The sequence below is a fragment of the Cupriavidus sp. 94F1 genome (assembly GCF_057798875.1).
The window spans coordinates 701,644-728,518 of sequence record NZ_JBYOJT010000002.1 but is presented as its reverse complement, the minus strand read 5'-3'; the positions used below and the strand labels follow the sequence as shown (position 1 = coordinate 728,518).

Here is a 26,875-nt window from a genome sequence, read left to right as displayed (position 1 = left end):
CGGGGCGATTCACGCGCGCACCCGATCTGACGCATCGGAAGCGACACCGCCCGCGACAGGCGCGGGCGGCGGGTACTGCTGGCTGGATCAGGCGCAGGCCGGCCAGCCGAAGTTGTCTTCCAGGAAGCCGGCGCGCTTGACCAGGGTATCCAGGTCCTTCAGCACGGCCAGCAGTTCCTTCATGCGCGACAGCGGCACCGCGTTGGGGCCGTCGGACATGGCCTTGCTCGGGTCCGGATGGGTTTCCATGAACAGGCCCGCCACGCCGGTGGCCACCGCGGCACGCGACAGCACCGGCACGAACTCGCGCTGGCCGCCCGAGCTGGTGCCCTGGCCGCCCGGCAACTGCACCGAGTGGGTGGCGTCGAACACCACCGGGGCACCGGTCTCGCGCATGATCGCCAGCGAGCGCATGTCCGACACCAGGTTGTTGTAGCCGAAGGAAACGCCACGCTCGCAGGCCATGAACACGTCATCGGGCAGACCGGCCTCGCGGGCCGCGTCACGCGCCTTGTCGATCACGTTTTTCATGTCGTGCGGCGCCAGGAACTGGCCCTTCTTGATGTTCACCGGGCGTCCGCTCTGGGCGCACGCACGGATGAAATCGGTCTGGCGGCACAGGAAGGCCGGCGTCTGCAGCACGTCCACCACGGCGGCGACGGGCTTGATCTCGTCGATCTCGTGGATGTCCGTCAGCACGGGCACGCCGATTTCGCGCTTCACCGTGGCCAGGATATCCAGGCCCTTCTCCATGCCCAGACCACGGAACGACTTGCCCGACGACCGGTTGGCCTTGTCGAACGACGACTTGTAGATGAACGGGATGCCCAGTTCGCCGGTGATCTGCTTGAGCTCGCCGGCGGTGTCCAGCGCCATCTGTTCGGACTCGATGACACACGGGCCGGCGATCAGGAAGAACGGCTTGTCGAGGCCGACGTCGAATCCACACAGTTTCATGGCTTGTCTCCTTCGTCGCGGCGCGTCAGGCGCCCTTGCGCTGCTGCGAGGCCAGCGCGGCTTCCACGTAGGCCTTGAACAGCGGATGGCCGTCACGCGGGGTCGACGTGAATTCCGGGTGGAACTGCACGCCCACGAACCACGGGTGCATCGACTCGGGCAGCTCCATCATTTCCGGCAGGTTTTCGGTCGGGGTACGGGCCGAAATCACCATGCCGGCCTTTTCAAGCTGGGGCACGTAGTGATTGTTGACCTCGTAGCGATGGCGGTGACGCTCGTTGACTTCGGCGCCGTAGATCTGCGCGGCCTTGGTACCAGCCTGGATGGGCACCCGCTGCGCGCCCAGGCGCATCGTGCCGCCCAGGTCGGATTCGGCCGAACGCTGTTCCACCTTGCCCTCGCGGTCCACCCATTCGGTGATCAGTGCCACCACCGGGTGCTCGGTCTCGAGATTGAATTCGGTCGAATTGGCGTCCTTCATGCCTGCCACGTCACGGGCGAATTCGATCACGGCCAGCTGCATGCCCAGGCAGATGCCCAGGTAAGGCACCTTGTTCTCGCGGGCATACTGGATCGCGCGGATCTTGCCTTCGGTGCCGCGCTTGCCGAAACCGCCCGGCACCAGGATGGCGTCCAGCGGCTGCAGCACTTCGAGGTGACCCGATTCCAGTTCCTCGGAATCGATGTACTCGATATTGACGCGCGTGGCGGTATGCATGCCGGCGTGGCGCAGGGCCTCGATCAGCGACTTGTACGACTCGGTCAGGTCGACATACTTGCCGACCATGCCGATCTTGATCTCGTGCTGCGGGTTTTCCTGCGCGTTCACCAGCTTCTGCCACATCGACAGGTCGGCCGGCTTCGGGTCCAGGCGCAGTTCCTCGCAGATCAGGCGGTCCAGGCCCTGTTCGTTGAGCATCTGCGGGATCTTGTAGATGCTGTCGGCATCCCACACCGAAATCACGGCGTCCTGCGGGATATTGGCGAACAGCGAGATCTTGGCGCGCTCGTCGTCCGGAATCGGACGGTCGGCACGGCACAGCAGCGCCGTCGGCGAAATGCCGATTTCGCGCAGCTTCTGCACCGAGTGCTGGGTCGGCTTGGTCTTCAGCTCGCCGGCGCTGGCGATGAACGGCACCAGCGTCAGGTGAACGAAGGCGCAGTGGTTGCGGCCCATGCGCAGGCTCATCTGGCGGGCGGCTTCCAGGAACGGCAGCGATTCGATATCGCCCACCGTACCACCGATTTCCACCAGGGCCACATCGGCCTTGCCGTCATGCGACGCGGCCGCGCCGCGCTCCACGAACGCCTGGATTTCGTTGGTGATATGCGGAATCACCTGCACGGTCTTGCCCAGATACTCGCCGCGGCGCTCCTTGCGGATCACCGACTCATAGATCTGGCCAGTCGTGAAGTTGTTCGACTTGCGCATCTTGGCCGACACGAAGCGCTCGTAGTGACCCAGATCGAGGTCAGTTTCGGCGCCATCCTCGGTCACGAACACCTCGCCATGCTGGAAAGGGCTCATCGTGCCGGGGTCGACATTGATGTAGGGATCGAGCTTGAGGAGGGTGACTTTGAGGCCGCGCGACTCGAGAATGGCCGCGAGCGAAGCAGCAGCGATGCCCTTGCCGAGAGAAGAGACGACGCCACCGGTGACGAAGACGAATTTGGTCATAAACCGAGCTTGCCGGGGAAATCGGGATTATACATGAGACCCCGTCCGCCGCCGACCCGGATTTTGTGACAGGGCAGTGTCCGCGATGCGCTGCCCCGCCGCTGCGGCGCATGCGCCGCTCGGTGCCCTGCCCGTCCTCAGTGGCCGCTGTCGCGCATCTGCCCGATCAGCTCTTGAACGGTGGCGGCGGTTTCCAGTGGCCGCTCCATCGGATAGAGATGCCCGCCTTCCATGAAGCGCAGGCGGTCGCCCACGAGCTTGCGCGTGGCGCCCAGTCCCGCCTGCCTGACCTCGCGCGATTTCGTGCCGGCAATGAAGCCCACCGGCACCGGCGCGCCATGGGCCACGCGCCGGCCCAGGCTGGTGGGCAGCGTGCGATAGATGCGGTATTCCACGTCGCGGTCGAAACGCAGGCGGCGTTCCGCGGCCCGGCCGGTCGGCTCGGTGCCATGCTCCGCGTAGTCGCGCAGCACGTCCGGGTCCCAGACCTGGAAATTGCGCTTGGCCTGGAAGTGGGTCCAGACCGATTCGGTATCGGGCCAGTGCGTGCGGCGGTTCTTGGTCACGGCCGCCGGGCCAGGCTTTTCGTCCAGACCCAGGACCTGCGACGCCCGCAGCAGCGACGCCCGCCAGCCGGCGATGATCGGCGAATCGAGCATCACCACGCCGCGCACGCGCTGCGGTGCGCGCAACGCGGCCATCAGCGACAGGAAACCGCCCAGCGAATGCCCGACCAGCCAGACCTTGCGGGTATCGGCGCCCTCGCGACGCGCGCGTTCGATCTCACGTAGCAATTCGTCCACCAGATTGGGCCATTCGCGCGTGACCGGGTACTTCGGATCGTGGCCGTAGCGTTCGACGGCGCGGATCTCGAAGGCATCTTCCAGCGCCCCGAACAGCTTGCGGTACGTGGACACGGGAAATCCGTTGGCGTGGGAGAACAGCAGGATGTCGCGCATGAGACAAGTGCAATGGGAATGTGGCAGTCGCCGCAGAGTGTACTGCGGCGCCCCGCCGTTCGACGCCCGCGCCGGCGCGAATGGGGTAGACGTTTCCCTCTACCGTTCCCGGCGTGCGCGCACGGGCTGGCCCCAGCGGTCTGCCTCGTCGCGCGCCAGCGGAAATTCGGCCGGCTCGGCGGCATCCCACTCGGGATTGGCGATCTCGCCGAACACCTGACGCAGGCGCTGGCCCCAGGTGTCGCGGATCATGCGGAAGTACGCGTTCTTCTCGTCGATGTTGACAAAGCGCGTCACGCGCAGCGAATCGGCCTCGTACACCAGCAGGTCCAGCGGCAGGCCCACCGAGATATTCGACTTGAGCGTCGAATCCATCGAAATCAGCGCGCACTTGGCGGCCTCGCCCAGCGGCAGCGACGGCGACACCACGCGGTCGACGATCGGCTTGCCATACTTGGCCTCGCCAATCTGGAAGTAGCAGTTCTCGGGCGACGCCTCGACGAAATTGCCCGCCGCATAGATATGGAACAGCCGCGTGCGCTCGCCGCGGATCTGGCCGCCGAAGATCATGCTGACGTTGAAGTCGATGCCGGCCTCGCGCAGCGCGTGGGCATCGCGCTTGTGCACGGCGCGCACGGCGTCGCCGACGATCGTCGCGGCCTCGAACATGTCGCGGGCCGTCCACAGCGAACGCTTTTCGTCGCGCGCCTCGGCCAGCAGTTGCCGCACCGACTGGCTGATCGCCAGGTTGCCGGCCGTCATCAGCACCAGCACGCGGTCGCCCGGCTCTTCGAAGACGGTCATCTTGCGCGAGGTGGAAATGGCATCCACCCCGGCATTGGTTCGGGAATCGGACAGGAATACCAGACCGGCATCCAGCCGCATCGCTACGCAGTACGTCATGAACAGGTGTCTTGTTGGGGCGCCGTACCTCTGATGAGGCGGCAAACCTGCATTTTAGCTGCTCGGCAAAACGCTACGCCGTTTGAATGCCGGCGTAGCCCGGGTCAGGCCGCGGGCGTGATGGCGATATCGACGTCGAGCGTTTCGCCGGCGCCACCTTCCAGGATGCCCCGGATTGGTGCAGCGGAGGCGTAGTCGCGCCCCACCGCGAGCCGTACATGGCGGGCATCTGTCACGCAACGGTGCGTCACGTCGATACTGCACCACAGGCCCCGGCCGGCATCGAGGCAGACATCGGCCCAGGCATGGCTGGCCAGCGCCGTGGCGGCCGGATCGTAGAAGTAGCCACTGACATACCGCGCCGGAATGCCAAGCGCACGGCAAGCGGCCACCATCACCTGCGCCTGGTCCTGGCAGACGCCGCTCCCCAGCGCGAAGGCCTGGGCGGCCGACGTACCGACATCCGTGGTATTGGCCTGGTAGCGCACGCGATCGGCAATGCTGCCCGCCAGGGCCAGCAGCGCCGGCACATCGTGGCCGGCCGCCACATAGGGCGCGGCAAATGCCTGAAGGCTGGCCGGCGCCTGTGTAAGCGGCGTAGTCGCCACAAAATACAACGGCGACACGCGCGCCTCGCCCGCGTCCGGCTGATCGACAAAGGCGTGGTGTCCGCCGTGTTCACCCCCCACCCCGCCCTGCACTTCCACCTCGCCGGTGGCGGTGATGGCGATCGTGCGGGCCGGGCCGGCCATGGTGAAGTTGTGGACGATATTGCCGAAACCGTCGCGCGCCTCGGTCAGGTTGCCAGGCGCCGAAAGCTGCCAGCCCTGCACCGATTGCAGCGGCCCCGAGCGCGGTGCAAGGCGCAGTTCGTGCACGCTGCGACGCACCGGTTCGGTGTATTGGTAGAGGGTCTTGTGGTGGATCCTGTATTTCACGATGCGTATCGCGCGCCCGGCACGGCACCCGCCGGTGCTTCACAGGCCCGGCGCGTGATGCACCGGGCACAGGCATGACGATTCAGGCGGCCAGCAGCGGCACGAGGAAGTCCCGGCTGATGCCATTGCCGAGATCGCCGATGCGCTCCAGGAAGCTGGTCAGGTAGGCGTGCAGGCCGACGGCGAAGATGTCGTCGATGCGCGCGTATTTGAGGTCGGCGTGGAGTTTACCAGCCTGGCGCTCGGTCTCCGACGATTGCTGGTTGGCCACCAGCGCCAGGATCGACACCACCTCGTCCATGCTCGACACCAGCGAGCGCGGCATGTCCGGCCGCAGGATCAGCAGTTCGGCCACGCGCTGCGGCGTGATCACGGCCCGGTAGATCTTGCGGTAGACCTCGAAGCCCGACACCGACCGCAGCACGGCCGCCCAGTGGTAGAAGTCGTTCTGCTCGCGGTTCGGATCGCTGTCGTCGCGGCCCGATGCCTGGAACTTGACGTCCAGGATCCGCGCCGTGTTGTCGGCGCGCTCCAGGAACGTGCCCAGCCGCATGAAGTGGAACGCATCGTCCTTGAGCATGGTGCCGAACTGCACGCCGCGCGCCAGGTGCGAGCGGAACTTGACCCATTCGAAGAAACGCGACGGATCGTCGCGCAACTCGCCCTCGGTGATCATGCGCTGCACGTCCAGCCACGTGGTGTTGATGGTTTCCCAGACCTCGGTGGTCAGCGACCCCCGCACCGCCCGCGCGTTCTCGCGCGCCGCGCGCAGGCAGCTCATGATCGACGAAGGGTTGGTCATGTCGCGCACCATGAAGTCGATCACGTCGTCACGGTGCAGCAGGCCGTACTTGTGGTCGTAGGCCTGGGTCAGCTCGGAGATGTCGAGCATCGCCCACCAGCCCTGCTCGGCCACTTCGGCCGATTGCGGCAGCAGCGAGGTCTGGTAGTTGACGTCGAGCATGCGCGCGGTGTTTTCCGCGCGCTCGGTGTAGCGGGCCATCCAGAACAGGTGGTCGGCGGTACGGCTCAGCATGATGGGGTCTCCCGGCGATCAGTCTTGTTCGGCTTCAGCGTTCCAGCACCCAGGTATCCTTGGTGCCCCCGCCCTGCGAGGAATTCACCACCAGCGACCCCTCGCGCAGCGCCACGCGCGTCAGCCCGCCCGGCACCATGCGCACTTCCTTGCCCGACAGCACGAACGGCCGCAGGTCGATATGGCGCGGCGCGATGCCCGATTCCACATAGGTCGGGCAGGTGGACAGCGCCAGCGTCGGCTGGGCGATGTACTGCTCGGGCCGCGCCTTGACCACCTCGCGGAACTGGTCGATCTCGGCCTTCGTCGCGGCCGGGCCCACCAGCATGCCGTACCCCCCGGCACCGTGGGTTTCCTTCACGACCAGCTCGGCCATGTGGTCGAGCACGTATTGCAGGTCATCGGGCCGGCGGCACATGTAGGTGGGCACGTTCGACAGGATGGCCTCTTCGCCCAGGTAGAAGCGGATCATGTCCGGCACATACGGATAGATCGACTTGTCGTCGGCCACGCCGGTGCCGATGGCATTCGAGATCGTCACGTTGCCGGCGCGATAGACCGACAGCAGCCCCGCCGCACCCAGCGCCGAATCGGGCCGGAACACCAGCGGATCGAGGAAGTCGTCGTCCACGCGGCGGTAGATCACGTCGATCCGTTGCGGCCCCTGGGTGGTGCGCATGTAGAGGTGATCGTCCTCGACGAACAGGTCGCTGCCCTCCACCAGTTCCACGCCCATCTGCTGGGCCAGGAACGCGTGCTCGAAATACGCGGAGTTGTACATGCCCGGCGTGAGCACGACCACGGTAGGGTCGGCGATATTCTGCGGCGACACGCTGCGCAGCATGTCCAGCAGCAGGTCGGGATAGTGGGCCACCGGCGCCACGCGGTTGCGGGCGAACAGGTCGGGGAACAACCGCATCATCATCTTGCGGTTTTCCAGCATGTACGACACGCCCGACGGCACGCGCAGGTTGTCTTCCAGCACGTAGAACTCGCCCTGCCCCGCGCGCACCACGTCGATGCCGGCCACATGGGCATAGATGTCGCGCGGCACGTCGATGCCGAGCATCTCGGGCCGGTACTGGGCGTTGTTATAGATCTGGTCGGGTGGAATCACGCCGGCACGGATGATGTCCTGGCCGTGGTAGATGTCATGGATGAAGCGGTTCAGCGCCGCCACCCGCTGGCGCAGGCCGCGTTCCAGCGTCGCCCATTCGCTGGCCGGGAACACGCGCGGGATCACGTCGAACGGAATGGTCCGCTCGGTGCCGCTGTTGGACTCGTCCTTGTCGCCATAGACGGCGAAGGTAATGCCCACGCGCCGGAAGATCAGATCCGCCTCCGCGCGCTTGTTGTCCATGGTGGACACGGACTGCCGGCCGAGCCAGTCCGCAAAACTTCGGTAGTGAGTCCGGACCGCCCCTGGCGGCAATACCTGTCCGGCCTCGACGGCCGTTACCGTGCCGTCCTCTCGCCCTTCCAGCATCTCGTCGAAAAACCGCGCCGCCATGATGGCCGCTCCTTCGTGGAAATGGGCGCCTGCCGCGGTCCGTGCCGCCTGACTGCTCTTCGGCCCTGCTGCACGGCAATACCGCCGGCCACCCGTTTATCGATGCCTCGTCGAGTCGACGCTTCCAGCATATCCGCACCGGTAAATCCCGCAAGGGGTTGCATGCCCAAGACATGCGCCGGTACGCAAAACGGTTTAGCAAGATGCTTGCCAGCCACGCCTGGCCGGCCTTGGTGCAGGGATCAGTGCGCGGTCTTTGCCTGCCCGGCGCAAGAGACCGATTCCGGCGGGCATTTGGCCAGGATGTCCTCCACCAGGACTTCGGGCGCCCGGCGGATATCAAGCACCAGCGCGTCCCGAGGCTCTTCCAGGGTGTCGAACTGGCTTTGCAGCAGTGCCGGGTTGAAGAAATGGTCGGCGCGGGCCGACAGGCGGCCGCCGATCGTCGAGGCGTCGCCTTTCATGAACACGAAGGTCACGCCGCCGTCGGGCGGGGTCAGGCGGTCGCGGTACGTCTGGCGCAGCGCCGAGCAGGTAAAGACATGGGTGCGGCCTTCGGCGCGGGCGGCATCGATGGCCGCGCGCATGGCAGCCAGCCAGGGCCAGCGGTCTTCGTCGGTGAGCGGCACGCCGGCGTGCATCTTGGCCTTGTTGGCCTCGCTGTGAAAGGTGTCGGCATCATGGAAGCCACAGTGCAGCCGCTCTGCAAGCAGCTGGCCCACGGTGGTCTTGCCGCTGCCGGAAACGCCCATCAGGATATAGATCATGTCTGCTCCATCGAACATGGTGTCGGGTGGTATTGCCACCCTTGTCGGTAGCCGCCGGGCACGCGTCGGCGTGGCCCGGCAGTGCCCCGGGCGCCAGCGCCGCGGGGATAACGGAATGTCTGAAAGATTGGCTGTTGCGGGTCGGTGCCTGGCCGGACGTCCGCCTATTGTGCGACGGCGGACGCGGTTTTGACAGCCGCACCGGCCGTGGCCGACGACGGGGCATCGGCCTCGGACAGGTCGAGCGCGCTGCCACCCTCCTCGGCAATGCGCGCATGGCGCCGGAACAGCCCGAACAGGCCACGGCCCATGCTGAAATTCGCGAAATCGTCGGCCGGCGCCGGCACCGGCGTGCGCGCGGCAAATTCGGCCTGCACGCGGGCGTCGCCCACCAGTTCGAGCGTACCGGCCACGGCGTCGACACGAATGACGTCGCCGTCACGTACCCGCGCCAGCGGGCCGCCCGCAAGTGCCTCAGGGCCGACATGGATCACGGCCGGCACCTTGCCCGAGGCCCCCGACATGCGGCCATCGGTGACCAGCGCCACCTTGTGGCCGGCGTCCTGCAGCGCGCCCAGCGCCGGGGTCAGCCGGTGCAGTTCGGGCATGCCGTTGGCATTCGGGCCCTGGAAGCGCACCACCGCGACCACATCGCGATTGAGTTCGTCGGCCTCGAACGCCGCCTGCAGTGCCTCCTGCGAATCGAACACGCGCGCCGGGGCCTGCACGATGCGATGCGCGTCGGCCACGGCCGAGACCTTGATCACGCCACGCCCGAGGTTGCCCGCCATCAGCCGCAGGCCGCCTTCGGCCGAGAACGGCGCCGATGCCGGGGCCAGCACGGCGGTATCGCCGCTGGTGGCCGGCCCGTCGCGCCAGCGCAGCGCGCCCTCGGTCATGACCGGCTCTTCGGTGTAGCGTGCCAGGCCACGGCCCACCACGGTATTCACATCTTCGTGCAGCAGCCCGGCTTCCAGCAGTTGGCCGATCACGTAGGCCACGCCGCCCGCCGCGTGGAAGTGGTTCACATCGGCCGAGCCGTTCGGATAGACGCGCGCCAGCAGCGGCGTGACGGCCGACAGGCGGTCGAAGTCGTTCCAGTCGATCACGATGCCGGCTGCGCGCGCCATGGCCACCAGGTGGATCGTGTGGTTGGTCGAACCGCCCGTGGCCAGCAGGCCAACCATGGCGTTGACCACGGCCCGCTCGTCGACGATCTGCGCCAGTGGCGTATATTCGCGGCCCCGCGCGATCAGCGCCAGCGCGCGCTGGGCCGCCGCCGTGGTCAGCGCATCGCGCAGGCCGCTGTCCGGATGCACGAACGCCGCGCCCGGCATGTGCAGGCCCATGATTTCCATCAGGAACTGGTTGCTGTTGGCCGTGCCGTAGAACGTGCAGGTGCCGGCGCCATGGTAGGCCGCACATTCGGCTTCGAGCAGCGCGTCGCGCCCGACCTGTCCGGTGGCATAGAGCTGGCGCACGCGCGCCTTTTCCTTGTTCGACAGCCCGGAGGCCATCGGGCCGGCCGGCACGAACACCACCGGCAAATGGCCGAACTGCAGCGCGCCCATCAGCAGGCCAGGCACGATCTTGTCGCAGACGCCCAGCATCAGCGCGGCGTCGAACGTATTGTGCGACAGCGCCACGGCGGTGCTCATGGCGATGGCATCGCGAGAGAACAGCGACAACTCCATGCCTGCATTGCCCTGCGTGATGCCGTCGCACATCGCCGGCACGCCGCCCGCCACCTGCGCCACGGCGCCCACGGCCCGCGCGGCTTCGCGAATGACGGCCGGATAGCGTTCGTAGGGCTGGTGCGCCGACAGCATGTCGTTGTAAGCGGTGACAATACCCAGGTTCGGCGCATGTTCGACGCGCAGCTTGAGCTTGTCGTCGGCCGGCAGTGCCGCGTAACCATGGGCCAGGTTGGCGCACGACATGCCGCGCAGCGGCCCCAGGTCTCGCTGGGCGCGCTCGCAACGCGCCAGGTAGGCGGCGCGGCTGGCGCGGCTGCGTTCGACGATGCGGTCGGTGACGGCCGAAACTTCGGCGCGGACGTGGCCCTTGGCGGCTTGGGTCATGGCGGAATGGATCCTCGTGGGGCGATCCGGACAACCGCGCGACAGGTCTGACATGTCGCCGCAGGCCACCGGATCTGTAGATTTTCTACATTATAGCCACGGCCGACACCTCGCCGGAAGCCTTGCCACCGCGTGGAAATGGCGTTACGCGCGCAAATCCGGGTAAATCCTAGGATGAAAACCGGGCGCCAGGGGCTGCGAATCCGACAGTCGAATGTGTAGAATCTCTACATACCAAAAGACGCGACCACCCAAGGCCCGCCGTCACGACTCCCACGCACCGTTTCCCGCACGACCTTCACCATGCGCGACAGAATCCTTGCCGTCTACGACACGCTACGCCCGTCCGAACGCCGGCTGGCCGACTATGTGGCCCGCCACGGCGCCAGCGTCATCCGGCTGACCATGCCGGAACTGGCTGAACGTGCCGGCGTTTCGCAGCCGACCATCGCGCGCTTTTGCGCCGCGCTCGGCTACGACGGCTTCAAGGAGTTCAAGCTCCAGTTCGCCCAGAACGTGGGCGGCGGCACGCCGTTCGTGCATCAGGACGTGGAGGCCAACGACCGGCCCGCCGACATCGCCGGCAAGGTGTTCGACCGCACCATCGCCACGCTGATGTCCGTGCGCAATGCACTGTCCGCCGACCAGATCGAGCACGCCATCCGCCTGCTGGCCAGCGCGCGGCGCATCGAGTTCTACGGCTGCGGCAATTCGGGCATCGTCGCGCTCGACATCCAGCACAAGTTCTTCCGCCTGGGCATCCCCACCACGGCCTATTCCGATTCGCACGTGTTCAGCATGTCCGCCGCGCTGCTGCGGCCGGGCGACGTGGCCGTACTGGTGTCGAACAGCGGCCGCACCTGGGACATGCTGGCCGCCGCCACGCTGGCGCGCGGCAGCGGCGCCGGCGTCCTGGCGCTGACCCACAGCGGGTCTCCGCTGGCCAAGCTGGCCGACGTCTGCGTGTTCTCCGACGTCGAAGAGGACAGCGAGGTCTACACGCCGATGACGTCGCGCATCTGCCATCTGGTGCTGGGCGATGTGCTGGCCGCCGGCGTGGCACTGGAGCGCGCGGAGTCGGTGGCGGGCGGACTGCAGCGCGCCAAGGCCCATCTTCGCGAGCGTCGCATTGCCGGCGCGGAGCCGGCCGCAGCCAAGCCCGGTGCAAGCGCCAGCGGAAGTGCGAGCGCGAGCCCGAAGACCAGCACGCAGCCTCGCCGCGCTTCCACGGCCAGATCCGCCAAGGCGCCGGCGCGGGCCAACTGACACGCATCAACGCGGCGCGGGCGGCCCATCGCGCCAGTAGCGGCGATATCGCTGCCGATACGGCACGACCTCAAGCGCGTCGCCCGACGTCAAGATTGATACGGCACCAGTCTCGTCCGTGCGATAGCGGGCGACACCGGCCCGCTCGTAGCGCCGCCAGACATCTTCGCGCGGATGGCGGTAGCGGTTCGCAAACCCAAGCTGGAAAATCGCCAATTCCGGCTGGACGGCGCGCAGGAACGCCACATGCGATGACGTGCCACTGCCGTGATGCGGCACCAGCAGCACGTCGGCACGCAAATGGTCCGGCGGCAGGCGCTCGACCAACGCCAGTTCCTCTCGCACACCGATGTCGCCGGTCAGCAGCACGCTGCGCCGCGCCGTGGCCACACGCAGCACACAACTGCGCGCATTGCTCTGGAGCCTGCCGGCGGCCAGTTCCTCCGCCGTTGGATGGACGATGTCGAACCGCACCCCGTCCCATTGCCAGCCGTCGCCGCTCGCGCAAGGCTGCCAGTCGGCACCTTCGGCTCCCGCCATCAGCCGATGCCCGGGCGGTGCCGCCGTCAGGCGAGATCGGACAGGCACCGCCTGCATGACATCGCGCACGCCCCCGGCATGGTCGGCATCTTCGTGGCTGACCATCAGCGCGTCCAGCCGGCGCACCCCCGATGCGCGCAGGAACGGCACGACGACCTGTCCTCCGGCACTGGTGCCCGACACGTAGGCGGGCCCGGCGTCATACAGCAGCGCATGTCGGCGCGTTTCCACCAGCACCGCCGTGCCCTGCCCGACATCGAGCGCCGTTACGCGCATCTCGCCTTCGGCCACGGCTACGCGCCCGGCCATCAGCATCGGCACCATCAGGCCCGCGCCAACCCAGCGTGGAACCGGCCGCGCGATCTGCGGGCAGCCCTTGCGAGACCGCAGCATTTGCGGCCACACGGGCCGTCGCGGCACCAGCAACAGCCAGACCCCGCCGACGGCCAGCGCCGTGCGCCACCAGCCCGGATGCGCGGCCTCCCAGACCGCCCATGCCGGCGCGGCCAGCCACCCCAGACCGCTCACCAGCCACGCCAGCGCAGTGTGCGCCACGGCCAGCAACGGCGCGGCGAACGCGCCCGGCAGCACGGCCCCGGCCAGCGCCAGCGGCGTCACGAGCAGGCTTACCACCGGAATCGCCACCGCATTGGCCACACAGGACACCAGAGACACCTGACCAAACAGCAACAGCGTCAGCGGCACGAGCCCGATGGTCACGGCCCACTGCGTACGCGCGGCATTGACGATGCCGGCCCGCAGCCGGGCCATGCGTCCGCCGGCGCCCTTCTCCGCCGGCGTGGGCCGGCTGTCTTCCGGACCGTCGCGCGCATGGAGAAAAATCACCGCCACCGCACCGAAGGACAGCCAGAATCCCGGTGACATGACCGCCCAGGGGTCAATCGCCACCGCCATGCCGGCGGCCCATGCCAGCACCACCGACAGTGGCGTCGCCCGGCCGCTCCACAACGCCAGGGCAGCCACGACGAGCATCGCCACGGTGCGCAACGCCGGAATCTGCATGCCGGCAATCAGGCCGTAGCCGAGCGCGGCCAGCACGGTCACGGCCAGCGCCGCCTGCTGCGCCGGCCACACCAGCGGCAACGGACGGCGCAGCCGCCGCCCCAGCCCGAACGAATGCCGCCACAGCATGCGCGCCAGGGCGCCCGCCGCGCCAGCAATCATGGTGATATGCAGGCCCGAGATACTGACCAGATGCGAAATGCCGGTGCGCCGGAAGATGTCCCAGTCCGCCTGCGCAATGCCGCGCTGGTCGCCAATCACCAGCGCGATCAGCACGGCACCGTAGCGGGCGTCGGGCGGCAAGGCGGCACGCAGGCGATCGCGCAGGCCGGCGCGCCACATCGCGACGCGCACGGGCCACGGCACCGGCCCATCAGCGCCCAGCGCGGCGGCGCCGCGCACGTAGCCCGTGGCATGCACGCCTTCCCCCAGCAACCAGTACGCATAATCGAAGCCGTGCGGATTCGCCAGCCCGCGCGGACGGCGCAGGCGTACGGTCAGGCGGTACCGTCGGCCCGGCCGTAGCGCATCGATCGGCGGCGATGCGTCGCGCGCAGCGGCGTCGCCGGACGCCTCGTCGCGCCACGTCAGCAGCAGCCGCGCCGGCAGCGACTGCCGCGCCGGGCCGTCCGGCCAGTGCTCGACGCGGAACAGGAAACGTGTGCCATGCGGTACGGCATCGGGCAGCCCCGCAACGATGCCTTCCACCACCAGGTCCTTGCCCGCCATCTCCGATGGCAGCCAGCGTGCGATGCGCACGTCCGCGCGCCATGCGGACCAGCCCACGCCGATCAGCAGCGCCAGCGCGGCGCCCAGTGCCAGACGCCCCTGCGGCGCCCATCGGCCACGCCAGCGTGCCAAGGCCCATGCCGCACCGGCCAGTCCCATGGCAACCCCACCACCGGCCAGCCATTCGGCGCGGCCCGGCAGCATGCCCTGCTGTTGCAGCAGCCAGCCCCCCAACACAAACGCCAGCAACAGCAAGCGCATGAAGCCCCCGGATCGATGTCACGAAGGGGGCTTTGTACCGTGCAAAGGCAGGGGAAAACGTGTCCGAATGATGCGCCGGTGTGTCAAAACGTTAAATCTGCATCGCACCGGGCGGTGTGGCGCCAGAAATGGCGAAACAGCGATGACTATCGCGGCGCCATGAGGTCCGCGAACGCGCCCAGGCGGGGCAATGCGGCGACCGCATTGCGCCACATGATGTGCGCCAGCTCGCGCTCCGGCATGCCGCGTAATTCGGCCATGACGCGTGCCACGCCGGCCACCTCGCCGGGCGTGTTGCGTGCCTTGTGCTGTTCGCCGAACTGGTCGTCGGACAGCCATGCCGGGGCGATATCGGGCGCATCGGTTTCCAGCACGATGGCCTCGATGGGCAGCTCCGTGGCCAGGCGCCGGATCTGCCTGGCGCGCGAGAACGTCACGTTGCCGCCGAATCCAAGTTTCATGCCGTGCTCGACATAGCGGCGCGCCTGCTCGTGGCTGCCGTTGAAGGCATGCGCGATGCCCTGCCGCACGCCCGCGCGGCGCAGGCCGGCATAGACCTGATCCTGCGACTTGCGCACGTGCAGCAGCACCGGCAGGTCGAATTCGCGGGCGATCTTCAGCTGTTCGGTGTAAAGCCAGGTCTGGTGCTGGGCGTCCAGACCCGGCACGAAGAAATCGAGCCCGATCTCGCCGATGGCGACCAGGCGTGGATCATCGATCGATGCCGCCACCTGTTGGCGCAGCGCGTCGAGGTCGGCCTGCCCGGCGCCCGGCGTGCACAGCGGATGGATGCCCAGCGCGTAGACGCAGCGCGATCCCTCGCCGGCCAGCGCACGCACGGCGTCGAAGTTCGACACCGACACGGCCGGCAGCACGATGCCCGAGATGCCGGCCGCCAGCGCCGCTTCGATCACGTGCTCGCGGTCGGCGTCGAACTCGCGGGCGTCCAGATGACAATGGGTGTCGATCCACATAAGGCGGCGCGGGTCAGCGTTCCTGGTGCAGGTGCCCGTCGCGCAGCCTGAACACGCGGTCGCAACGGCCGGCCAGGTCCATGTCGTGCGTCACGATCACGAAGCTCGTGCCCAGCGTGCGCGACAGGTCGAGCATCAGGTCATAGACGCCCCCGGCGGTGTGATCGTCCAGGTTGCCGGTGGGCTCGTCGGCCAGCACGCAGGCCGGCTGCCCCACCAGCGCCCGCGCAATGGCCACGCGCTGGCGCTCGCCTCCCGACAGCTCGCCGGGACGGTGTTTCGAGCGGCCGCCCAGGCCCACGCGCTCCAGCACGGCCTGGGCCGCCTCGCGCGCCTGGCGCTCGGTCTGGCCGCGGATGCGCATCGGCATCGCCACGTTATCCAGTGCCGTGAACTCGGGCAGCAGGTGGTGGAACTGGTAGACAAAGCCCAGCGAGCGGTTGCGCACGATGTTGCGTTCCTTCTCGCGCAGCGACGTGAACGGCTTGCCCAGAAGCGCCACGCGGCCGGCGTCGGGGTTGTCGAGCCCGCCCAGCACATGCAGCAGCGTCGACTTGCCCGACCCCGATGCCCCCACGATGGCCACCTTCTCGCCGGCATTGACGCGCACGTCCACGCCGCGCAGCACCTCCACATCGAGCCCGCCCTGCTGGAACCGCTTCGTCAGCCCCTCGGCCACCAGCACCGGCGAGCCGCCGGTCTGGATCGACGCGGCAGGCACGGCCGCCACGTCCGGAATCAGCGTCGTGTCACTCATAGCGCAGTGCCTCCGCGGGATTCACGCGGGCAGCGCGCCAGCTGGGGTAGAGCGTGGCCAGCGTGGCCAGCACGAAGGAAATGATGCCGATGGTGGCGATGTCGTTCACGCGGGGGTCCGAAGGCAATTCGCTGATGAAATAGATGTCCTTGGGCAGGAACTGCACGTGCAGCACGCGTTCGATGAACGGCACGATCACGTCGATATTGGTTGCGATCAGCGTGCCGCCCAGCACGCCGAGCACCGTGCCGATGAAGCCGATGGCCACGCCCTGCACGATGAAGATCTTCATGATCGAACGCGGCTGGGCCCCCATCGTGCGCAGGATGGCGATGTCGGCCTGCTTGTCGGTCACGGTCATGACCAGCGTGGACACCAGGTTGAAGGCCGCCACGGCGATGATCAGCGTCAGGATGATGAACATCATGCGCTTTTCGGTCTGCACGGCGGCAAACCAGTTGCGGTTCTGGCGCGACCAGTCCCGCAGATACAGATCGCCGGACATGGTGGTGGACAACGCCTGCGCCACCTGCGGGGCGCGCTGCATGTCCTGCAGCTTGAGCCGCACGCCGGTCGGCCCGTTCTGGCGGAACAGCAGTTCGGCGTCTTCCATGTTGACCAGCGCCAGCGCGCTGTCGAATTCATAGTGACCCGACGAGAACACGCCCACCACGGTGAACTGCTTCAGGCGTGGCAGGATGCCCGCCGGCGTGATGGTGCCCTGCGGCGCCACCAGCGTGACCTTGTCGCCCACGCGCACGCCCAGGGCGTTGGCCAGTTCGCTGCCCAGCGCGATATCGAAGCCGCCCGGCACCAGCGCGTTCATGCTGCCGGCCCGGAACTGGCTGCCGATGTCGGATACCTTCGGTTCCTGGCTCGGGTCCACGCCGCGCAGCAGCACGCCGCGCACGGCGTCGTCGCGCGTGAGCATGGCCTGCGCCGCCACATAGGGCGCGGCGCCGATCACTTCCTGGTTGCGCTCGGCCTCGGCGGCGGTCTTCTGCCAGTCCTGCAGCGGCCCCGCCCCGATCACCTCGATGTGCGACAGCACCGACAGCATGCGGTCGCGCACCTCCTTCTGGAAACCGTTCATGACCGACAGCACGACGATCAGGGCGGCCACGCCCAGCGCGATGCCCAGCATCGAGATCATCGAGATGAACGAAATGAACGTGTTGCGGCTGGCGCGCTTGCTTGCGCGGGTGTACCGCCAGCCGATCTGCCACTCGTAAGGAAAGTTCAAGAGGAATCCTGTTGTTCTGGAACGCGTCGGCGCCAATTTTGCCACCCCGGGGTGACGGAAGACTGGCGCCGGCCAGCCGGAAGTTTACAATCTCGGCAACCATGATGACGCACCTGACCCTGATTGTGCCTTTTTCCGTCCCGCCTGGCGCCGGCGACGACGCCACGGACGATGTCGTCCCCGGCGCGCTGCTGCGCCAGTTGGAGTTGCCCGCGCTCGGAAAGTTGCTGACGCGCGCCACCCCGGGACCCCGGGAAACACACGACGACCCCTACCTGCGCACCCTGCCCCAGGAACGCTGGCTAGCCGGCCGCGCCGGCCTGGATACCGTCCAGGTGCCGACTGCGCCCTTTATGCGCCTGGCCGACCGCGCCGCCGCCGGCCTGCCCGCCGATGCCAGCCCTGACGCCGACACGGGCTGGGCCTGCCTGCAGCCGGTGCATATCCATGCCGCTCGCGATCATCTGGTGCTGATGCACCCTGACCAGCTCGACATCCGCGCCGACGAGGCCGACGCGCTGCGCGCGGCCATCGCCGAACTGCTCGATGAAACCGGCATCCGGCTGGAGGCGCCGCAGCCCGCCCGCTGGTACGTGCCGGACGGCATCTTCGGCGAACTGACGGCGACCACGCCGGTGCGCGCCACCGGCCGCAATATCGATATCTGGATGCAGGCCGGCCCGCGCGCGCGCGAATGGCGCCGGCTGCAGAACGAGATCCAGATGACGTGGCACGGCCATCCGGTCAACGATGCCCGCGAGACCACGGGCCGCCTGCCGGTCAATTCGGTCTGGCTGCATGGCGGCGGCAAGGCGGGCACCGCCCGCAAGCTGGCCGACACGGTACTGACCGGCGACCCGTTCATGGCCGGCCTGGCGCTGGCCGCCGGCAGCCGGGTTGGCCCGCCGCCGGCCCGTTTTGCCGAGGTGGCGAACGCGGAAGGCAGCGTCATGTGCCTGCTGGACAGCGCCACCGAAGCCCATATTGCATCCGACTGGGGCCTGTGGCTCGAACGGATGCATGCGCTGGACGCCGAGTGGTTCCAGCCCGTGCTCGATGCGCTGACCGCCGGTCAGATCCAGGCCGTCACGATGGTGCTGGGCGGCGAGAACCACTTTGCCGAATTCACGGTCACGCGGGCCGACCTGCGCAAGTTCTGGCGCGGCCTGGGCGCGCGCGGCGACTGGCGCGCACTGCTGTCGAACCTGGCCATGGCCGCCTAGCCGCCTGGCCGCCCGAACGCCACCGGAACGAAGATCATGACCCGGATTGCCATCCGCTCCTATTCCGACGACCACGCCAGCGTCCTGGCCGCCGCCGGCCTGCACCCCACGCTGGCGCGCATCCTGTCCGCGCGCGGCGTGCTGGACCCGGCCGAACTGGCCACCGAACTGCCCGGACTCGTGCCCCCTTCCGCCATGAAGGGCATCGACCACGCCGCCGCTTACCTGGCCGACGCCATCGCCGCCCAGCGCAAGCTGCTGATCGTGGCCGACTACGACTGCGACGGCGCGACGGCCTGCGCGGTGGGCGTGCGCGGGCTGCGCATGCTGGGCGCGCGCGTGGACTACATCGTGCCGAACCGTTTCGAGTACGGCTATGGCCTGACGCCCGAGATCGTCGAACTGGCCGCGCAGCAGCGGCCAGACGTGATCGTGACGGTCGACAACGGCATCGCCAGCGTCGATGGCGTGGCGGCCGCCAACGCGCGCGGCATCGACGTGGTGGTGACCGATCACCACCTGCCCGGCGCCGTGCTGCCCGACGCTGCCGTGATCGTGAATCCGAACCAGCCCGGCTGCGAATTCCCGAGCAAGAACCTGGCAGGCGTGGGCGTGATGTTCTACGTGCTGCTGGCGCTGCGCGCCGAACTGCGCCAGCGCGGGGTCTATACCAAGGACACCCAGCCGCCGCTGCAGACGCTGCTGGACCTCGTGGCGCTGGGCACCGTGGCCGACGTGGTGAAGCTCGACGCCAACAACCGCATCCTGGTGGCGCAAGGCCTGAAGCGCATGCGCATGGGCCGGATGCATGCCGGCGTGGCTGCCCTGTTCCGCGCCGCCGGCCGCGAAGCCCAGCGCGCCAATACGTTCGACCTGGGCTTCGGGCTGGGGCCGCGCCTGAATGCGGCGGGCCGCCTGGCCGACATGTCGCTGGGCATCGAGTGCCTGCTGACCGACGACGCCAACCGCGCCTGGGAAATCGCCCAGGAACTGGACGGCATGAACCGCGAGCGCCGCGATATCGAGGCCGGCATGCAGCAGGAGGCGCTGCAGATCCTGGAGCAGCCGCTGGCCGGGCTCGATCCGGCGTCACGCTACACGGTGAGCGTGTTCCACGAGACCTGGCACCAGGGCGTGATCGGCATTGTCGCGTCGCGGCTCAAGGAAAAATTCCACCGCCCGACCATCACCTTCGCGCCGGGCGACGAGGAGCACATCAAGGGTTCTGGCCGGTCGATCCCTGGCTTTCACCTGCGCGATGCGCTGGATCTGGTGTCCAAGCGCCATCCCGGCCTGCTGGTGAAGTTCGGCGGCCACGCCATGGCGGCCGGCCTGACCGTGCGCGCGAAGGATTTCGACACCTTCGTGGCGGCCTTCGAGGACGTCGGCCGCGAATGGCTCAACGAAGAGCAGCTGGCCCGGGTGATCGAGACCGACGGCGATATCGACGACGGCTGCTTCAGCCCCGAATTCGTGACCCTGCTCGAAGGCCAAGTGTGGGGCCAGGGGTTTCCGCCGCCCACGTTCTCGGGCGAATTCGAGGTACTGCGCCAGACCGTGCTGAAGGGCAAGCACCTCAAGCTGCAACTGGGGCGCGGCAGCCAGCGTTTCGACGCGATCTGGTTCAACCACGCCGACGCGCTGGACGGCGCCAGCGCACTGGTGGCCTACCGGCTCGACAACAACACCTTCAATGGCGTGACACGCGTGCAGCTGGTGGTGGAGCACGCCCAGTAGGCCGGGGCGACAGTCATCCGGCCCGTCCGAAGGCGGCGGGCCCCGGCCGTTATCCGCGCGGCGGCAGGTAGAGGGCCGGATTCACCGGCTTGCCGTTGCCGCGCACCTCGAAATGCAGTTCGTTGTCGCGGCTCATGGTGCCGATTTCCTGCCCGGCCGAAATCCGGTCGTTTTCCTTGACCAGGGGGCGGTCGAGATTGCCGTACACGGTCAGCCAGTCGTCGTTGTGCTTGATGATGACCAGCTGGCCATAACCGCGCAGCGTACCCACATGGATCGCCCAGCCCGGCGCCGCGGCGCGCACCTTGCCGCCAGCGGGCACTTCGATACGCAAGCCTTTTTCCGCCGGCGGCGCGAAGCTGCCGGCCACGCGCCCATCGGCAGGCCATTGCAGACGGATGGTGCTGGCGGGCGGCTTCGACGGCGTGGTGTCGGGGGCGGCGGCGCGCTGGCCGGAAGTGGCGGCGGGCTTGTCGGTGGCCTTGGCGGCCGAGATCCCGGCACCGGCCGGCGGCTTGACGCGAATCAGCTGGCCCACTTCGATCTGGCTAGAGTCCGAAATGTTGCTCCAGCGCGCCAGATCGGCCACCGAGCGGTTGTGGCGCCGGGCGATCGAATACAGCGTGTCGCCGCGCTCGACGCGGTAATAGCCCTCGGGCGCCGGCTCGCTGGGCGTGGTGCCGCAGGCGGCAAGCATGGCGGCCAGCGAGATCGCGGCCAGGCGCCCAAGTGTGCGCCGGCGCGCACCTTGCGGGCGCGGCACGTCGTGATGGACTGCGTGGATTCCTGTCATGCGTACGGGGAAACTCCTGATCGTGGCCGCTATTGTCGCCGAAGTTGGAACGGAACCTTGCGGCGATAAGCGGGGAAAGTCACGCAATAGACCGTTCGCCATGCGAACGGTTCAGCCGGGCGTAGGGCAGGCACCCAGTCCCGGCTGCAAATCCGGCTCGCACGCCGGCCGGTTTCGCGGCGCCGATCCGCTATAATTCCACGTTTTGCACGCGCAGAATTACCAGGAATATCAATGGAAGCAGAACGCCTCAACGCCATCTCCGGTGCCATCTCCGATCTCCGTTCGCGAACGGAAGATCTACGGGGGTATCTTTGACTACGATGTCAAGGAAAACCGCCTAGACGAAGTCAACGGACTTCTGGAAGACCCGGACGTCTGGAACAACCCCAAGCGTGCCCAGGACCTGGGCAAGGAAAAGAAGGCGCTCGAAGCCGTCGTGCAGACGCTGGGCAAGCTCACCGCCGACCTTACCGGCGCGGAGGAGCTGTTCGAGCTCGCGCGCGAGGAAGGTGACGACGAGACGCTGGAATCGATCGACGCCGACGTGCAGGGATTCGAGGCGATCGTCGCCGACATGGAATTCCGCCGCATGTTCTCAGGCGAGATGGACCAGGCCAACGCCTTTATCGACATCCAGGCCGGCGCCGGCGGTACCGAGGCGTGCGACTGGGCATCGATGCTGCTGCGCCAGTACCTGAAGTACTGCGAGCGCAAGGGTTTCAAGGCCGAGGTGCTGGAAGAGTCCGAGGGCGACGTGGCCGGCATCAAGAGCGCCACGATCAAGATCGAGGGCGAATACGCGTTCGGCTACCTGCGCACCGAGACCGGCGTGCACCGCCTGGTGCGCAAGTCGCCGTTCGATTCGTCGGGCGGCCGCCACACGTCGTTCTCGTCGGTGTTCGTCTACCCCGAGGTGGACGATTCGTTCGAGGTGGAAGTCAACCCGGCCGACCTGCGCGTGGATACCTATCGCGCATCGGGCGCCGGCGGCCAGCACATCAACAAGACCGATTCGGCCGTGCGGATCACGCACATCCCGACCGGCATCGTCGTGCAGTGCCAGAACGACCGTTCGCAGCACCGCAACCGCGCCGAAGCCATGTCGATGCTCAAGTCGCGCCTGTACGAGCATGAAATGCGCAAGCGCCAGGCCGAGGCCGACAAGCTCGAAGCCGGCAAGACCGATGTGGGCTGGGGCCACCAGATCCGCTCGTACGTGCTGGACCAGAGCCGCATCAAGGACCTGCGCACCAACGTTGAAATGTCCAACACGCAGAAGGTGCTCGACGGCGACCTCGCCCCGTTCAGCGCGGCCCGCGTGAACCTGGGCGTGTAACACCGGCAAGACTGCCACCGCAGCCGTGCCGCCATGCCCGCCCCGTGCCGGCATGGCGGCACGGCAAATACCAAGAGTCTCCATCCCGAAGTCGCCGTTTCATCGAACAAGGTCCACGTCATGACCACCGGAACGCCCCGCTCCACCCATCTCTACATCGTCACCGGCGCCTCGCGCGGCCTGGGCGCATCGCTCGTGCGTGCGCTGCTCAAGCCGGGCAACCGCATCATCGGCGTGGCGCGCAGCCGCAACACCGACCTCGAACGCGAAGCCTCGGCCAGCGGCGTGCCGGTGGCGTGGCACCTGCAGGACCTGTCGCAGCCCGGCCCGTCGGCCGGCTGGCTGTCCAGCGTGCTGGAAGCGGTCGACGATGCGCCGGCCAGCGTGACGCTGATCCTGAACGCGGGGGTGGTGGCGCCCATCGGCCCGATCACCGAACTGCACGAAAACTCGCTGGTGCCGCATCTGCAGACCAACCTGGTCACGCCGATGACGATGACCGGCGCGTTCATCGACGCCACCGCGCGCTTCGACTGCCCGCGCAAGGTGCTGGCCATCTCGTCGGGCGCCGCGCGCAACCCGGTGCCGGGCTGGAGCGCCTACTGCGCCGGCAAGGCGGGCCTGGACATGTTCATCCGCTCGGTCAATGCCGAGTACGCGGGCCTGGCCGACGATCGCGCGGTACGCGCCGTGGCGCTGGCGCCGGGCGTGGTGGACACGGGCATGCAGGAAACCATCCGCGGCGCCGATTTTGCCCAGGTGCAGCGTTTCCGCGACCTGAAGGCGAATGACCAGCTGGCGTCGCCCGACGATGTCGCGCAACGCATCGCCGCCTATCTGGAACGCGCCGACTTCGGCAAGACCGAACTCGACGACATCCGCAACTATTGAACTGAACCATCGCGCAAGGCCCCGTGGCCTGCACGACCGAAGCTGACACCATGACCGAACCGACCCGCACGCCTGCCGCCGCACCCGCCGACGCGCCTGCCGTAGACGAGAACAAGATCATTGCCGAACGGCGCGAGAAGCTGCAGGCCCTGCGCGAGCAAGGCGTGGCCTTCCCGAACGATTTCCGCCCGACGCACCAGGCCGGCGCGCTGCACGCGCAGTATGGCGAGACCGACCAGGCCGCGCTGGAAGCCAGCCCCGTGGAAGTGTCGATCGCCGGTCGCATGATGCTCAAGCGCGTGATGGGCAAGGCCAGCTTTGCCACCGTGCAGGACGGCAGCGGCCAGATCCAGTTCTACATCACGCGCGACAAGGTGGGCGAGGACGTCTACGCGGCGTTCAAGCACTGGGACCTGGGCGACATCATCAGCGCGCGCGGCGAGCTGTTCCGCACCAACAAGGGCGAGCTGTCGGTGCAGGTGCGCGAACTGCGCCTGCTGTCAAAGAGCCTGCGCCCGCTGCCGGACAAGTTCCACGGCCTGGCCGACCAGGAAATGAAGTACCGCCAGCGATATGTGGACCTGATCGTCTCGCCGGAAACGCGCGACACGTTCCGCGCCCGCACCAAGGCGATGTCGTCGCTGCGTCGCCATATGTCCGATGCCGGCTTCATGGAAGTCGAAACGCCGATGCTGCACCCGATTCCGGGCGGCGCGGCAGCCAAGCCGTTCATCACGCACCACAACGCGCTGGACATGCAGATGTTCATGCGCATCGCACCCGAGCTGTACCTGAAGCGCCTGATCGTGGGCGGCTTCGAGCGCGTGTTCGAGATCAACCGCAACTTCCGTAACGAAGGGGTGAGCCCGCGCCACAACCCCGAGTTCACGATGATGGAGTTCTACGCGGCCTACACGGACTACCGCTGGCTGATGGACTTCACCGAGAACCTGATCCGCCAGGCCGCCATCGACGCCAGCGGCAGCGCCGTGCTGAACTACCAGGGCCGCGAGCTGGACCTGTCCAAGCCGTTCCATCGCCTGACGATCTGCCAGGCGATCCAGAAATACGCCCCGGAATATACCGATGCCCAACTGGCCGACGCCGACTTCCTGCGTGCCGAGCTGAAGGGCAAATTCAAGATCAACACCAGCGCGCCGCAGTTCCTGAACGCCGGCGTGGGCACGCTGCAACTGGTGCTGTTCGAGGAAACGGCGGAGTCGCAGCTGTGGGAGCCGACCTACATCGTCGACTACCCGGTGGAAGTGTCGCCGCTGGCGCGCGCCTCGGACACGCAGCCGGGCATCACCGAGCGGTTCGAGCTGTTCATCACGGGGCGCGAGATCGCCAACGGCTTCTCGGAACTGAACGATCCGGAAGACCAGGCCGACCGCTTCCGCAAGCAGGTCGAACAGAAGGACGCCGGCGACGAGGAAGCCATGTACTTCGACGCCGACTACATCCGCGCGCTCGAATACGGCATGCCCCCGACCGGCGGCTGCGGCATTGGCATCGACCGCCTGGTCATGCTGCTGACCGACAGCCCGAACATCCGCGACGTGATCCTGTTCCCGCACCTGCGGCGCGAAGACTGATCGGCAGGCGCAGCCAGCCTGCGCCATGTCTGGTTCCCCACGCCTGCCTGGGCGTGGGGCGCTCCCAACACCTCCCGACTTGCCGGCTGTTACAGACGCCCGCGCACCTTCCCCCTACCCTCGCCGTAACCTTTTGATTTTCCGGCAGATTTGTGGCTACAGATCCTTACAAAATCAAACGGAAACAGAATCGTAATTCGGCCAGACTTTAGGTATCCACCCCTTCAGGGTGACTTGGAGAACAAGAAATGTCTGGTCGGGAAACCCTCCCCGCCCTGCCGTCGCAACGCCGCCTGAACCCGCTCGTGGGCGCGGCCGCCGTCGCACTTGTGGTGGCCAGCCTCACGGTGGTCGCAGCCGTAACGGGCGTGCTGCCGATTACCAAGGCCACACAGGCGCCGGCCGAGGCTTCGTACAGTTCGTACAGCAGCGCATCCGGGGGCTCGTACAGCGGCAATCAAACCGGCACCCAGCCCGTCATGAACGAGCCGCCGCCGCTCACGAGCCAGCCGGCACCGGGATCGACGACGCGGCCACCCGCCTATGACGCTCGCCAGGCTCAGAACAACATGGCGCCGCCGCCGGCCCAGCCGATGCAGCAGGCCCAGGCTGAAGAAAAGCCGGCCGCCCGGCCCAGCCATACGGCCGGTCATGTGACAGGCGTGCAGGTCGTGGAAGCCGAAAAGCCGACCAGCGGCCTGGGCGCCGTTGGCGGTGCCGTCGTGGGCGGCCTGCTCGGTAACCAGATCGGCTCGGGCAATGGCCGGATCCTTGGCACCGTGGCCGGCGCGGCTGCGGGCGGCTTCGGCGGTAACTACGCCGAGAAGAAGCTGAACACCAACAAGTCGTACCGCGTCAGCGTGAAGATGGACGACGGCTCGCGCCGTACGTTCACGTACCAGAATCCTCCGGGAGTCGAAGTGGGCCAGCGCGTGCATCTGGAGCGCGGCGTGCTTGTGACTGGCTGACGCCCGTCGGATTCGGTGCCGCCCAGGCGAGCCCGATCCCGACACAAACAAAAAAGCACGGCGTGACAGCCGTGCTTTTTTGCTTCATTTGCCTTGGATCAACCGGACTTATTCCGCTTCCTCGATCCACGCTTGCTGGATGGCCTCCAGGATCTTCTCGCCCGAGCGTTCCGGCAGATCGCTGAAACCGTCCAGTTCCAGCACCCACTGGCGCAATTGGGTAAAGCGCACCGTTACCGGGTCGACGTCAGGAAACTTGTCGTACAGCGCGGCGGCGATATCGTAGGTATCTGTCCATTTCATGGGAAAACTCCTCGCGCGGGCCTTAGTGGCCTTCCTTGGCGTGATTGATCGTGTACTTCGGGATTTCGACGGTCAGATCCGTGTCCGCGACGATGGCCTGGCACGACAGGCGCGAATTGGGCTCCAGGCCCCACGCCTTGTCCAGCAGGTCTTCCTCTTTTTCCTCGGCATCTTCCAGCGAGTTGAAACCTTCGCGCACCACCACGTGGCACGTGGTGCAGGCGCACGACTTCTCGCAGGCGTGCTCGATGTTGATACCGTTGTTCAGCAGCGCGTCGCAGATGCTGGTGCCGGTGCCGGCCTCGAAGACGGCGCCCTCGGGACACAATTCGACGTGGGGCAAAACGATGATCTGTGGCATGTGATTCCTGTTTTCTCTCTCTAGGCAGGTGAGCGGCGTGTGA

General features: G+C 67.4%; 23 protein-coding genes. 7 read left to right on the top strand and 16 right to left on the bottom strand.

The window, feature by feature from the left end; genetic code table 11:
* Nucleotides 1-87: 87 nt before the first annotated feature.
* From kdsA to edd, 9 genes are all read right to left on the bottom strand, one after another.
* Nucleotides 88-957: a 3-deoxy-8-phosphooctulonate synthase gene (gene kdsA, locus AC3FJ6_RS07455; protein WP_488771313.1), complete on the bottom strand. Its 870-nt coding sequence runs from the start codon at nt 955-957 to the stop codon at nt 88-90.
* Between the two features lie 25 nt (nt 958-982).
* The gene (pyrG, locus tag AC3FJ6_RS07450) at nt 983-2,635 is read right to left on the bottom strand and encodes a CTP synthase (protein WP_092596280.1); all 1,653 of its coding nucleotides are present in this window, start codon (nt 2,633-2,635) and stop codon (nt 983-985) included.
* 137 nt (nt 2,636-2,772) lie between these two features.
* On the bottom strand, nt 2,773-3,594 hold the full coding sequence (locus tag AC3FJ6_RS07445) for an alpha/beta fold hydrolase (RefSeq protein WP_488771312.1): 822 nt from the start codon (nt 3,592-3,594) through the stop codon (nt 2,773-2,775).
* 99 nt (nt 3,595-3,693) lie between these two features.
* A complete protein-coding gene (locus tag AC3FJ6_RS07440; protein ID WP_092596288.1) occupies nt 3,694-4,497 on the bottom strand; it encodes a proteasome-type protease in 804 nt (267 codons plus the stop codon).
* Nucleotides 4,498-4,601: 104 nt separating this feature from the next.
* On the bottom strand, nt 4,602-5,435 hold the full coding sequence (locus tag AC3FJ6_RS07435; protein WP_488771310.1) for a transglutaminase family protein: 834 nt from the start codon (nt 5,433-5,435) through the stop codon (nt 4,602-4,604).
* 82 nt (nt 5,436-5,517) lie between these two features.
* Nucleotides 5,518-6,471 carry an alpha-E domain-containing protein gene (locus AC3FJ6_RS07430; RefSeq protein ID WP_153948922.1) on the bottom strand — a complete coding sequence of 318 codons (954 nt, stop codon included), beginning with the start codon at nt 6,469-6,471 and terminating at the stop codon, nt 5,518-5,520.
* Nucleotides 6,472-6,505: 34 nt separating this feature from the next.
* Nucleotides 6,506-7,981, bottom strand: a complete 1,476-nt coding sequence (locus AC3FJ6_RS07425; protein WP_092596291.1) for a circularly permuted type 2 ATP-grasp protein — start codon at nt 7,979-7,981, stop codon at nt 6,506-6,508.
* A gap of 242 nt (nt 7,982-8,223) precedes the next feature.
* Nucleotides 8,224-8,748, bottom strand: coding sequence for a gluconokinase (locus AC3FJ6_RS07420; protein ID WP_153948924.1), 525 nt, complete (start codon nt 8,746-8,748; stop codon nt 8,224-8,226).
* A 164-nt stretch (nt 8,749-8,912) separates the two neighbouring features.
* Nucleotides 8,913-10,829 (bottom strand): phosphogluconate dehydratase, encoded by a 1,917-nt coding sequence (gene edd, locus AC3FJ6_RS07415; RefSeq protein WP_488771307.1) that lies wholly within the window; start codon nt 10,827-10,829, stop codon nt 8,913-8,915.
* Between the two features lie 303 nt (nt 10,830-11,132).
* Between edd and AC3FJ6_RS07410 the strand changes: the two genes are divergently transcribed.
* Nucleotides 11,133-12,095: a MurR/RpiR family transcriptional regulator gene (locus AC3FJ6_RS07410; RefSeq protein ID WP_488771305.1), complete on the top strand. Its 963-nt coding sequence runs from the start codon at nt 11,133-11,135 to the stop codon at nt 12,093-12,095.
* Between the two features lie 6 nt (nt 12,096-12,101).
* Here the strand turns inward: AC3FJ6_RS07410 and AC3FJ6_RS07405 are convergent, their stop codons facing one another.
* The 4 genes from AC3FJ6_RS07405 to AC3FJ6_RS07390 all read right to left on the bottom strand — a co-directional run bounded on the left by AC3FJ6_RS07405 (nt 12,102) and on the right by AC3FJ6_RS07390 (nt 17,622).
* The gene (locus AC3FJ6_RS07405) at nt 12,102-14,648 is read right to left on the bottom strand and encodes a DNA internalization-related competence protein ComEC/Rec2 (protein ID WP_488771303.1); all 2,547 of its coding nucleotides are present in this window, start codon (nt 14,646-14,648) and stop codon (nt 12,102-12,104) included.
* Between the two features lie 146 nt (nt 14,649-14,794).
* Nucleotides 14,795-15,622 (bottom strand): TatD family hydrolase, encoded by an 828-nt coding sequence (locus AC3FJ6_RS07400; protein ID WP_488771301.1) that lies wholly within the window; start codon nt 15,620-15,622, stop codon nt 14,795-14,797.
* Nucleotides 15,623-15,635: 13 nt separating this feature from the next.
* A complete protein-coding gene (lolD, locus tag AC3FJ6_RS07395) occupies nt 15,636-16,379 on the bottom strand; it encodes a lipoprotein-releasing ABC transporter ATP-binding protein LolD (protein ID WP_254775841.1) in 744 nt (247 codons plus the stop codon).
* Nucleotides 16,372-17,622, bottom strand: a complete 1,251-nt coding sequence (locus AC3FJ6_RS07390) for a lipoprotein-releasing ABC transporter permease subunit (RefSeq protein WP_400393403.1) — start codon at nt 17,620-17,622, stop codon at nt 16,372-16,374. The genes lolD and AC3FJ6_RS07390 overlap by 8 nt, the downstream gene beginning before the upstream one ends.
* 101 nt (nt 17,623-17,723) lie before the next feature.
* Between AC3FJ6_RS07390 and AC3FJ6_RS07385 the strand changes: the two genes are divergently transcribed.
* Both AC3FJ6_RS07385 and recJ read left to right on the top strand, forming a co-directional pair.
* Nucleotides 17,724-18,845: a hypothetical protein gene (locus AC3FJ6_RS07385; RefSeq protein WP_488771299.1), complete on the top strand. Its 1,122-nt coding sequence runs from the start codon at nt 17,724-17,726 to the stop codon at nt 18,843-18,845.
* 36 nt (nt 18,846-18,881) lie between these two features.
* Nucleotides 18,882-20,582 (top strand): single-stranded-DNA-specific exonuclease RecJ, encoded by a 1,701-nt coding sequence (gene recJ, locus AC3FJ6_RS07380; RefSeq protein WP_092596318.1) that lies wholly within the window; start codon nt 18,882-18,884, stop codon nt 20,580-20,582.
* Nucleotides 20,583-20,631: 49 nt separating this feature from the next.
* On the opposite strand, the gene AC3FJ6_RS07375 is transcribed toward recJ, so the two are convergent.
* Nucleotides 20,632-21,366 carry a peptidoglycan DD-metalloendopeptidase family protein gene (locus AC3FJ6_RS07375; RefSeq protein WP_488771373.1) on the bottom strand — a complete coding sequence of 245 codons (735 nt, stop codon included), beginning with the start codon at nt 21,364-21,366 and terminating at the stop codon, nt 20,632-20,634.
* Between the two features lie 243 nt (nt 21,367-21,609).
* On the opposite strand from AC3FJ6_RS07375, the gene prfB reads away from it, so the two are divergent.
* From prfB to AC3FJ6_RS07355, 4 genes are all read left to right on the top strand, one after another.
* Nucleotides 21,610-22,714 (top strand): peptide chain release factor 2 gene (gene prfB, locus AC3FJ6_RS07370; protein WP_488771298.1). Its coding sequence is split into 2 segments (ribosomal slippage): nt 21,610-21,690 and nt 21,692-22,714, totalling 1,104 coding nucleotides; the frame shifts between segments, so codons are not numbered across the junction.
* Between the two features lie 120 nt (nt 22,715-22,834).
* Nucleotides 22,835-23,605 carry an SDR family oxidoreductase gene (locus AC3FJ6_RS07365; protein ID WP_400393411.1) on the top strand — a complete coding sequence of 257 codons (771 nt, stop codon included), beginning with the start codon at nt 22,835-22,837 and terminating at the stop codon, nt 23,603-23,605.
* A gap of 50 nt (nt 23,606-23,655) precedes the next feature.
* The gene (lysS, locus tag AC3FJ6_RS07360) at nt 23,656-25,200 is read left to right on the top strand and encodes a lysine--tRNA ligase (RefSeq protein ID WP_153948935.1); all 1,545 of its coding nucleotides are present in this window, start codon (nt 23,656-23,658) and stop codon (nt 25,198-25,200) included.
* Between the two features lie 248 nt (nt 25,201-25,448).
* On the top strand, nt 25,449-26,168 hold the full coding sequence (locus AC3FJ6_RS07355; RefSeq protein WP_488771296.1) for a glycine zipper 2TM domain-containing protein: 720 nt from the start codon (nt 25,449-25,451) through the stop codon (nt 26,166-26,168).
* A gap of 108 nt (nt 26,169-26,276) precedes the next feature.
* Here the strand turns inward: AC3FJ6_RS07355 and iscX are convergent, their stop codons facing one another.
* Entirely contained in the window at nt 26,277-26,471 is a 195-nt protein-coding gene (iscX, locus tag AC3FJ6_RS07350) for a Fe-S cluster assembly protein IscX (RefSeq protein ID WP_066738820.1), read from the bottom strand.
* A 22-nt stretch (nt 26,472-26,493) separates the two neighbouring features.
* A complete protein-coding gene (fdx, locus tag AC3FJ6_RS07345; protein ID WP_092596329.1) occupies nt 26,494-26,832 on the bottom strand; it encodes an ISC system 2Fe-2S type ferredoxin in 339 nt (112 codons plus the stop codon).
* Between the last annotated feature and the right edge of the window lie 43 nt (nt 26,833-26,875).

What these genes read in the sequence shown, in the direction of transcription:
- kdsA (WP_488771313.1), bottom strand. Translation starts at nt 957, where the DNA reads ATGAAACTGTGTGGATTCGACGTCGGCCTCGACAAGCCGTTCTTCCTG.
- pyrG (WP_092596280.1), bottom strand. Translation starts at nt 2,635, where the DNA reads ATGACCAAATTCGTCTTCGTCACCGGTGGCGTCGTCTCTTCTCTCGGC.
- AC3FJ6_RS07445 (WP_488771312.1), bottom strand. Translation starts at nt 3,594, where the DNA reads ATGCGCGACATCCTGCTGTTCTCCCACGCCAACGGATTTCCCGTGTCC.
- AC3FJ6_RS07440 (WP_092596288.1), bottom strand. Translation starts at nt 4,497, where the DNA reads ATGACGTACTGCGTAGCGATGCGGCTGGATGCCGGTCTGGTATTCCTG.
- AC3FJ6_RS07430 (WP_153948922.1), bottom strand. Translation starts at nt 6,471, where the DNA reads ATGCTGAGCCGTACCGCCGACCACCTGTTCTGGATGGCCCGCTACACC.
- AC3FJ6_RS07425 (WP_092596291.1), bottom strand. Translation starts at nt 7,981, where the DNA reads ATGGCGGCGCGGTTTTTCGACGAGATGCTGGAAGGGCGAGAGGACGGC.
- AC3FJ6_RS07420 (WP_153948924.1), bottom strand. Translation starts at nt 8,748, where the DNA reads ATGATCTATATCCTGATGGGCGTTTCCGGCAGCGGCAAGACCACCGTG.
- edd (WP_488771307.1), bottom strand. Translation starts at nt 10,829, where the DNA reads ATGACCCAAGCCGCCAAGGGCCACGTCCGCGCCGAAGTTTCGGCCGTC.
- AC3FJ6_RS07410 (WP_488771305.1), top strand. Translation starts at nt 11,133, where the DNA reads ATGCGCGACAGAATCCTTGCCGTCTACGACACGCTACGCCCGTCCGAA.
- AC3FJ6_RS07405 (WP_488771303.1), bottom strand. Translation starts at nt 14,648, where the DNA reads ATGCGCTTGCTGTTGCTGGCGTTTGTGTTGGGGGGCTGGCTGCTGCAA.
- AC3FJ6_RS07400 (WP_488771301.1), bottom strand. Translation starts at nt 15,622, where the DNA reads ATGTGGATCGACACCCATTGTCATCTGGACGCCCGCGAGTTCGACGCC.
- lolD (WP_254775841.1), bottom strand. Translation starts at nt 16,379, where the DNA reads ATGAGTGACACGACGCTGATTCCGGACGTGGCGGCCGTGCCTGCCGCG.
- AC3FJ6_RS07385 (WP_488771299.1), top strand. Translation starts at nt 17,724, where the DNA reads ATGATGACGCACCTGACCCTGATTGTGCCTTTTTCCGTCCCGCCTGGC.
- recJ (WP_092596318.1), top strand. Translation starts at nt 18,882, where the DNA reads ATGACCCGGATTGCCATCCGCTCCTATTCCGACGACCACGCCAGCGTC.
- AC3FJ6_RS07365 (WP_400393411.1), top strand. Translation starts at nt 22,835, where the DNA reads ATGACCACCGGAACGCCCCGCTCCACCCATCTCTACATCGTCACCGGC.
- lysS (WP_153948935.1), top strand. Translation starts at nt 23,656, where the DNA reads ATGACCGAACCGACCCGCACGCCTGCCGCCGCACCCGCCGACGCGCCT.
- AC3FJ6_RS07355 (WP_488771296.1), top strand. Translation starts at nt 25,449, where the DNA reads ATGTCTGGTCGGGAAACCCTCCCCGCCCTGCCGTCGCAACGCCGCCTG.
- iscX (WP_066738820.1), bottom strand. Translation starts at nt 26,471, where the DNA reads ATGAAATGGACAGATACCTACGATATCGCCGCCGCGCTGTACGACAAG.
- fdx (WP_092596329.1), bottom strand. Translation starts at nt 26,832, where the DNA reads ATGCCACAGATCATCGTTTTGCCCCACGTCGAATTGTGTCCCGAGGGC.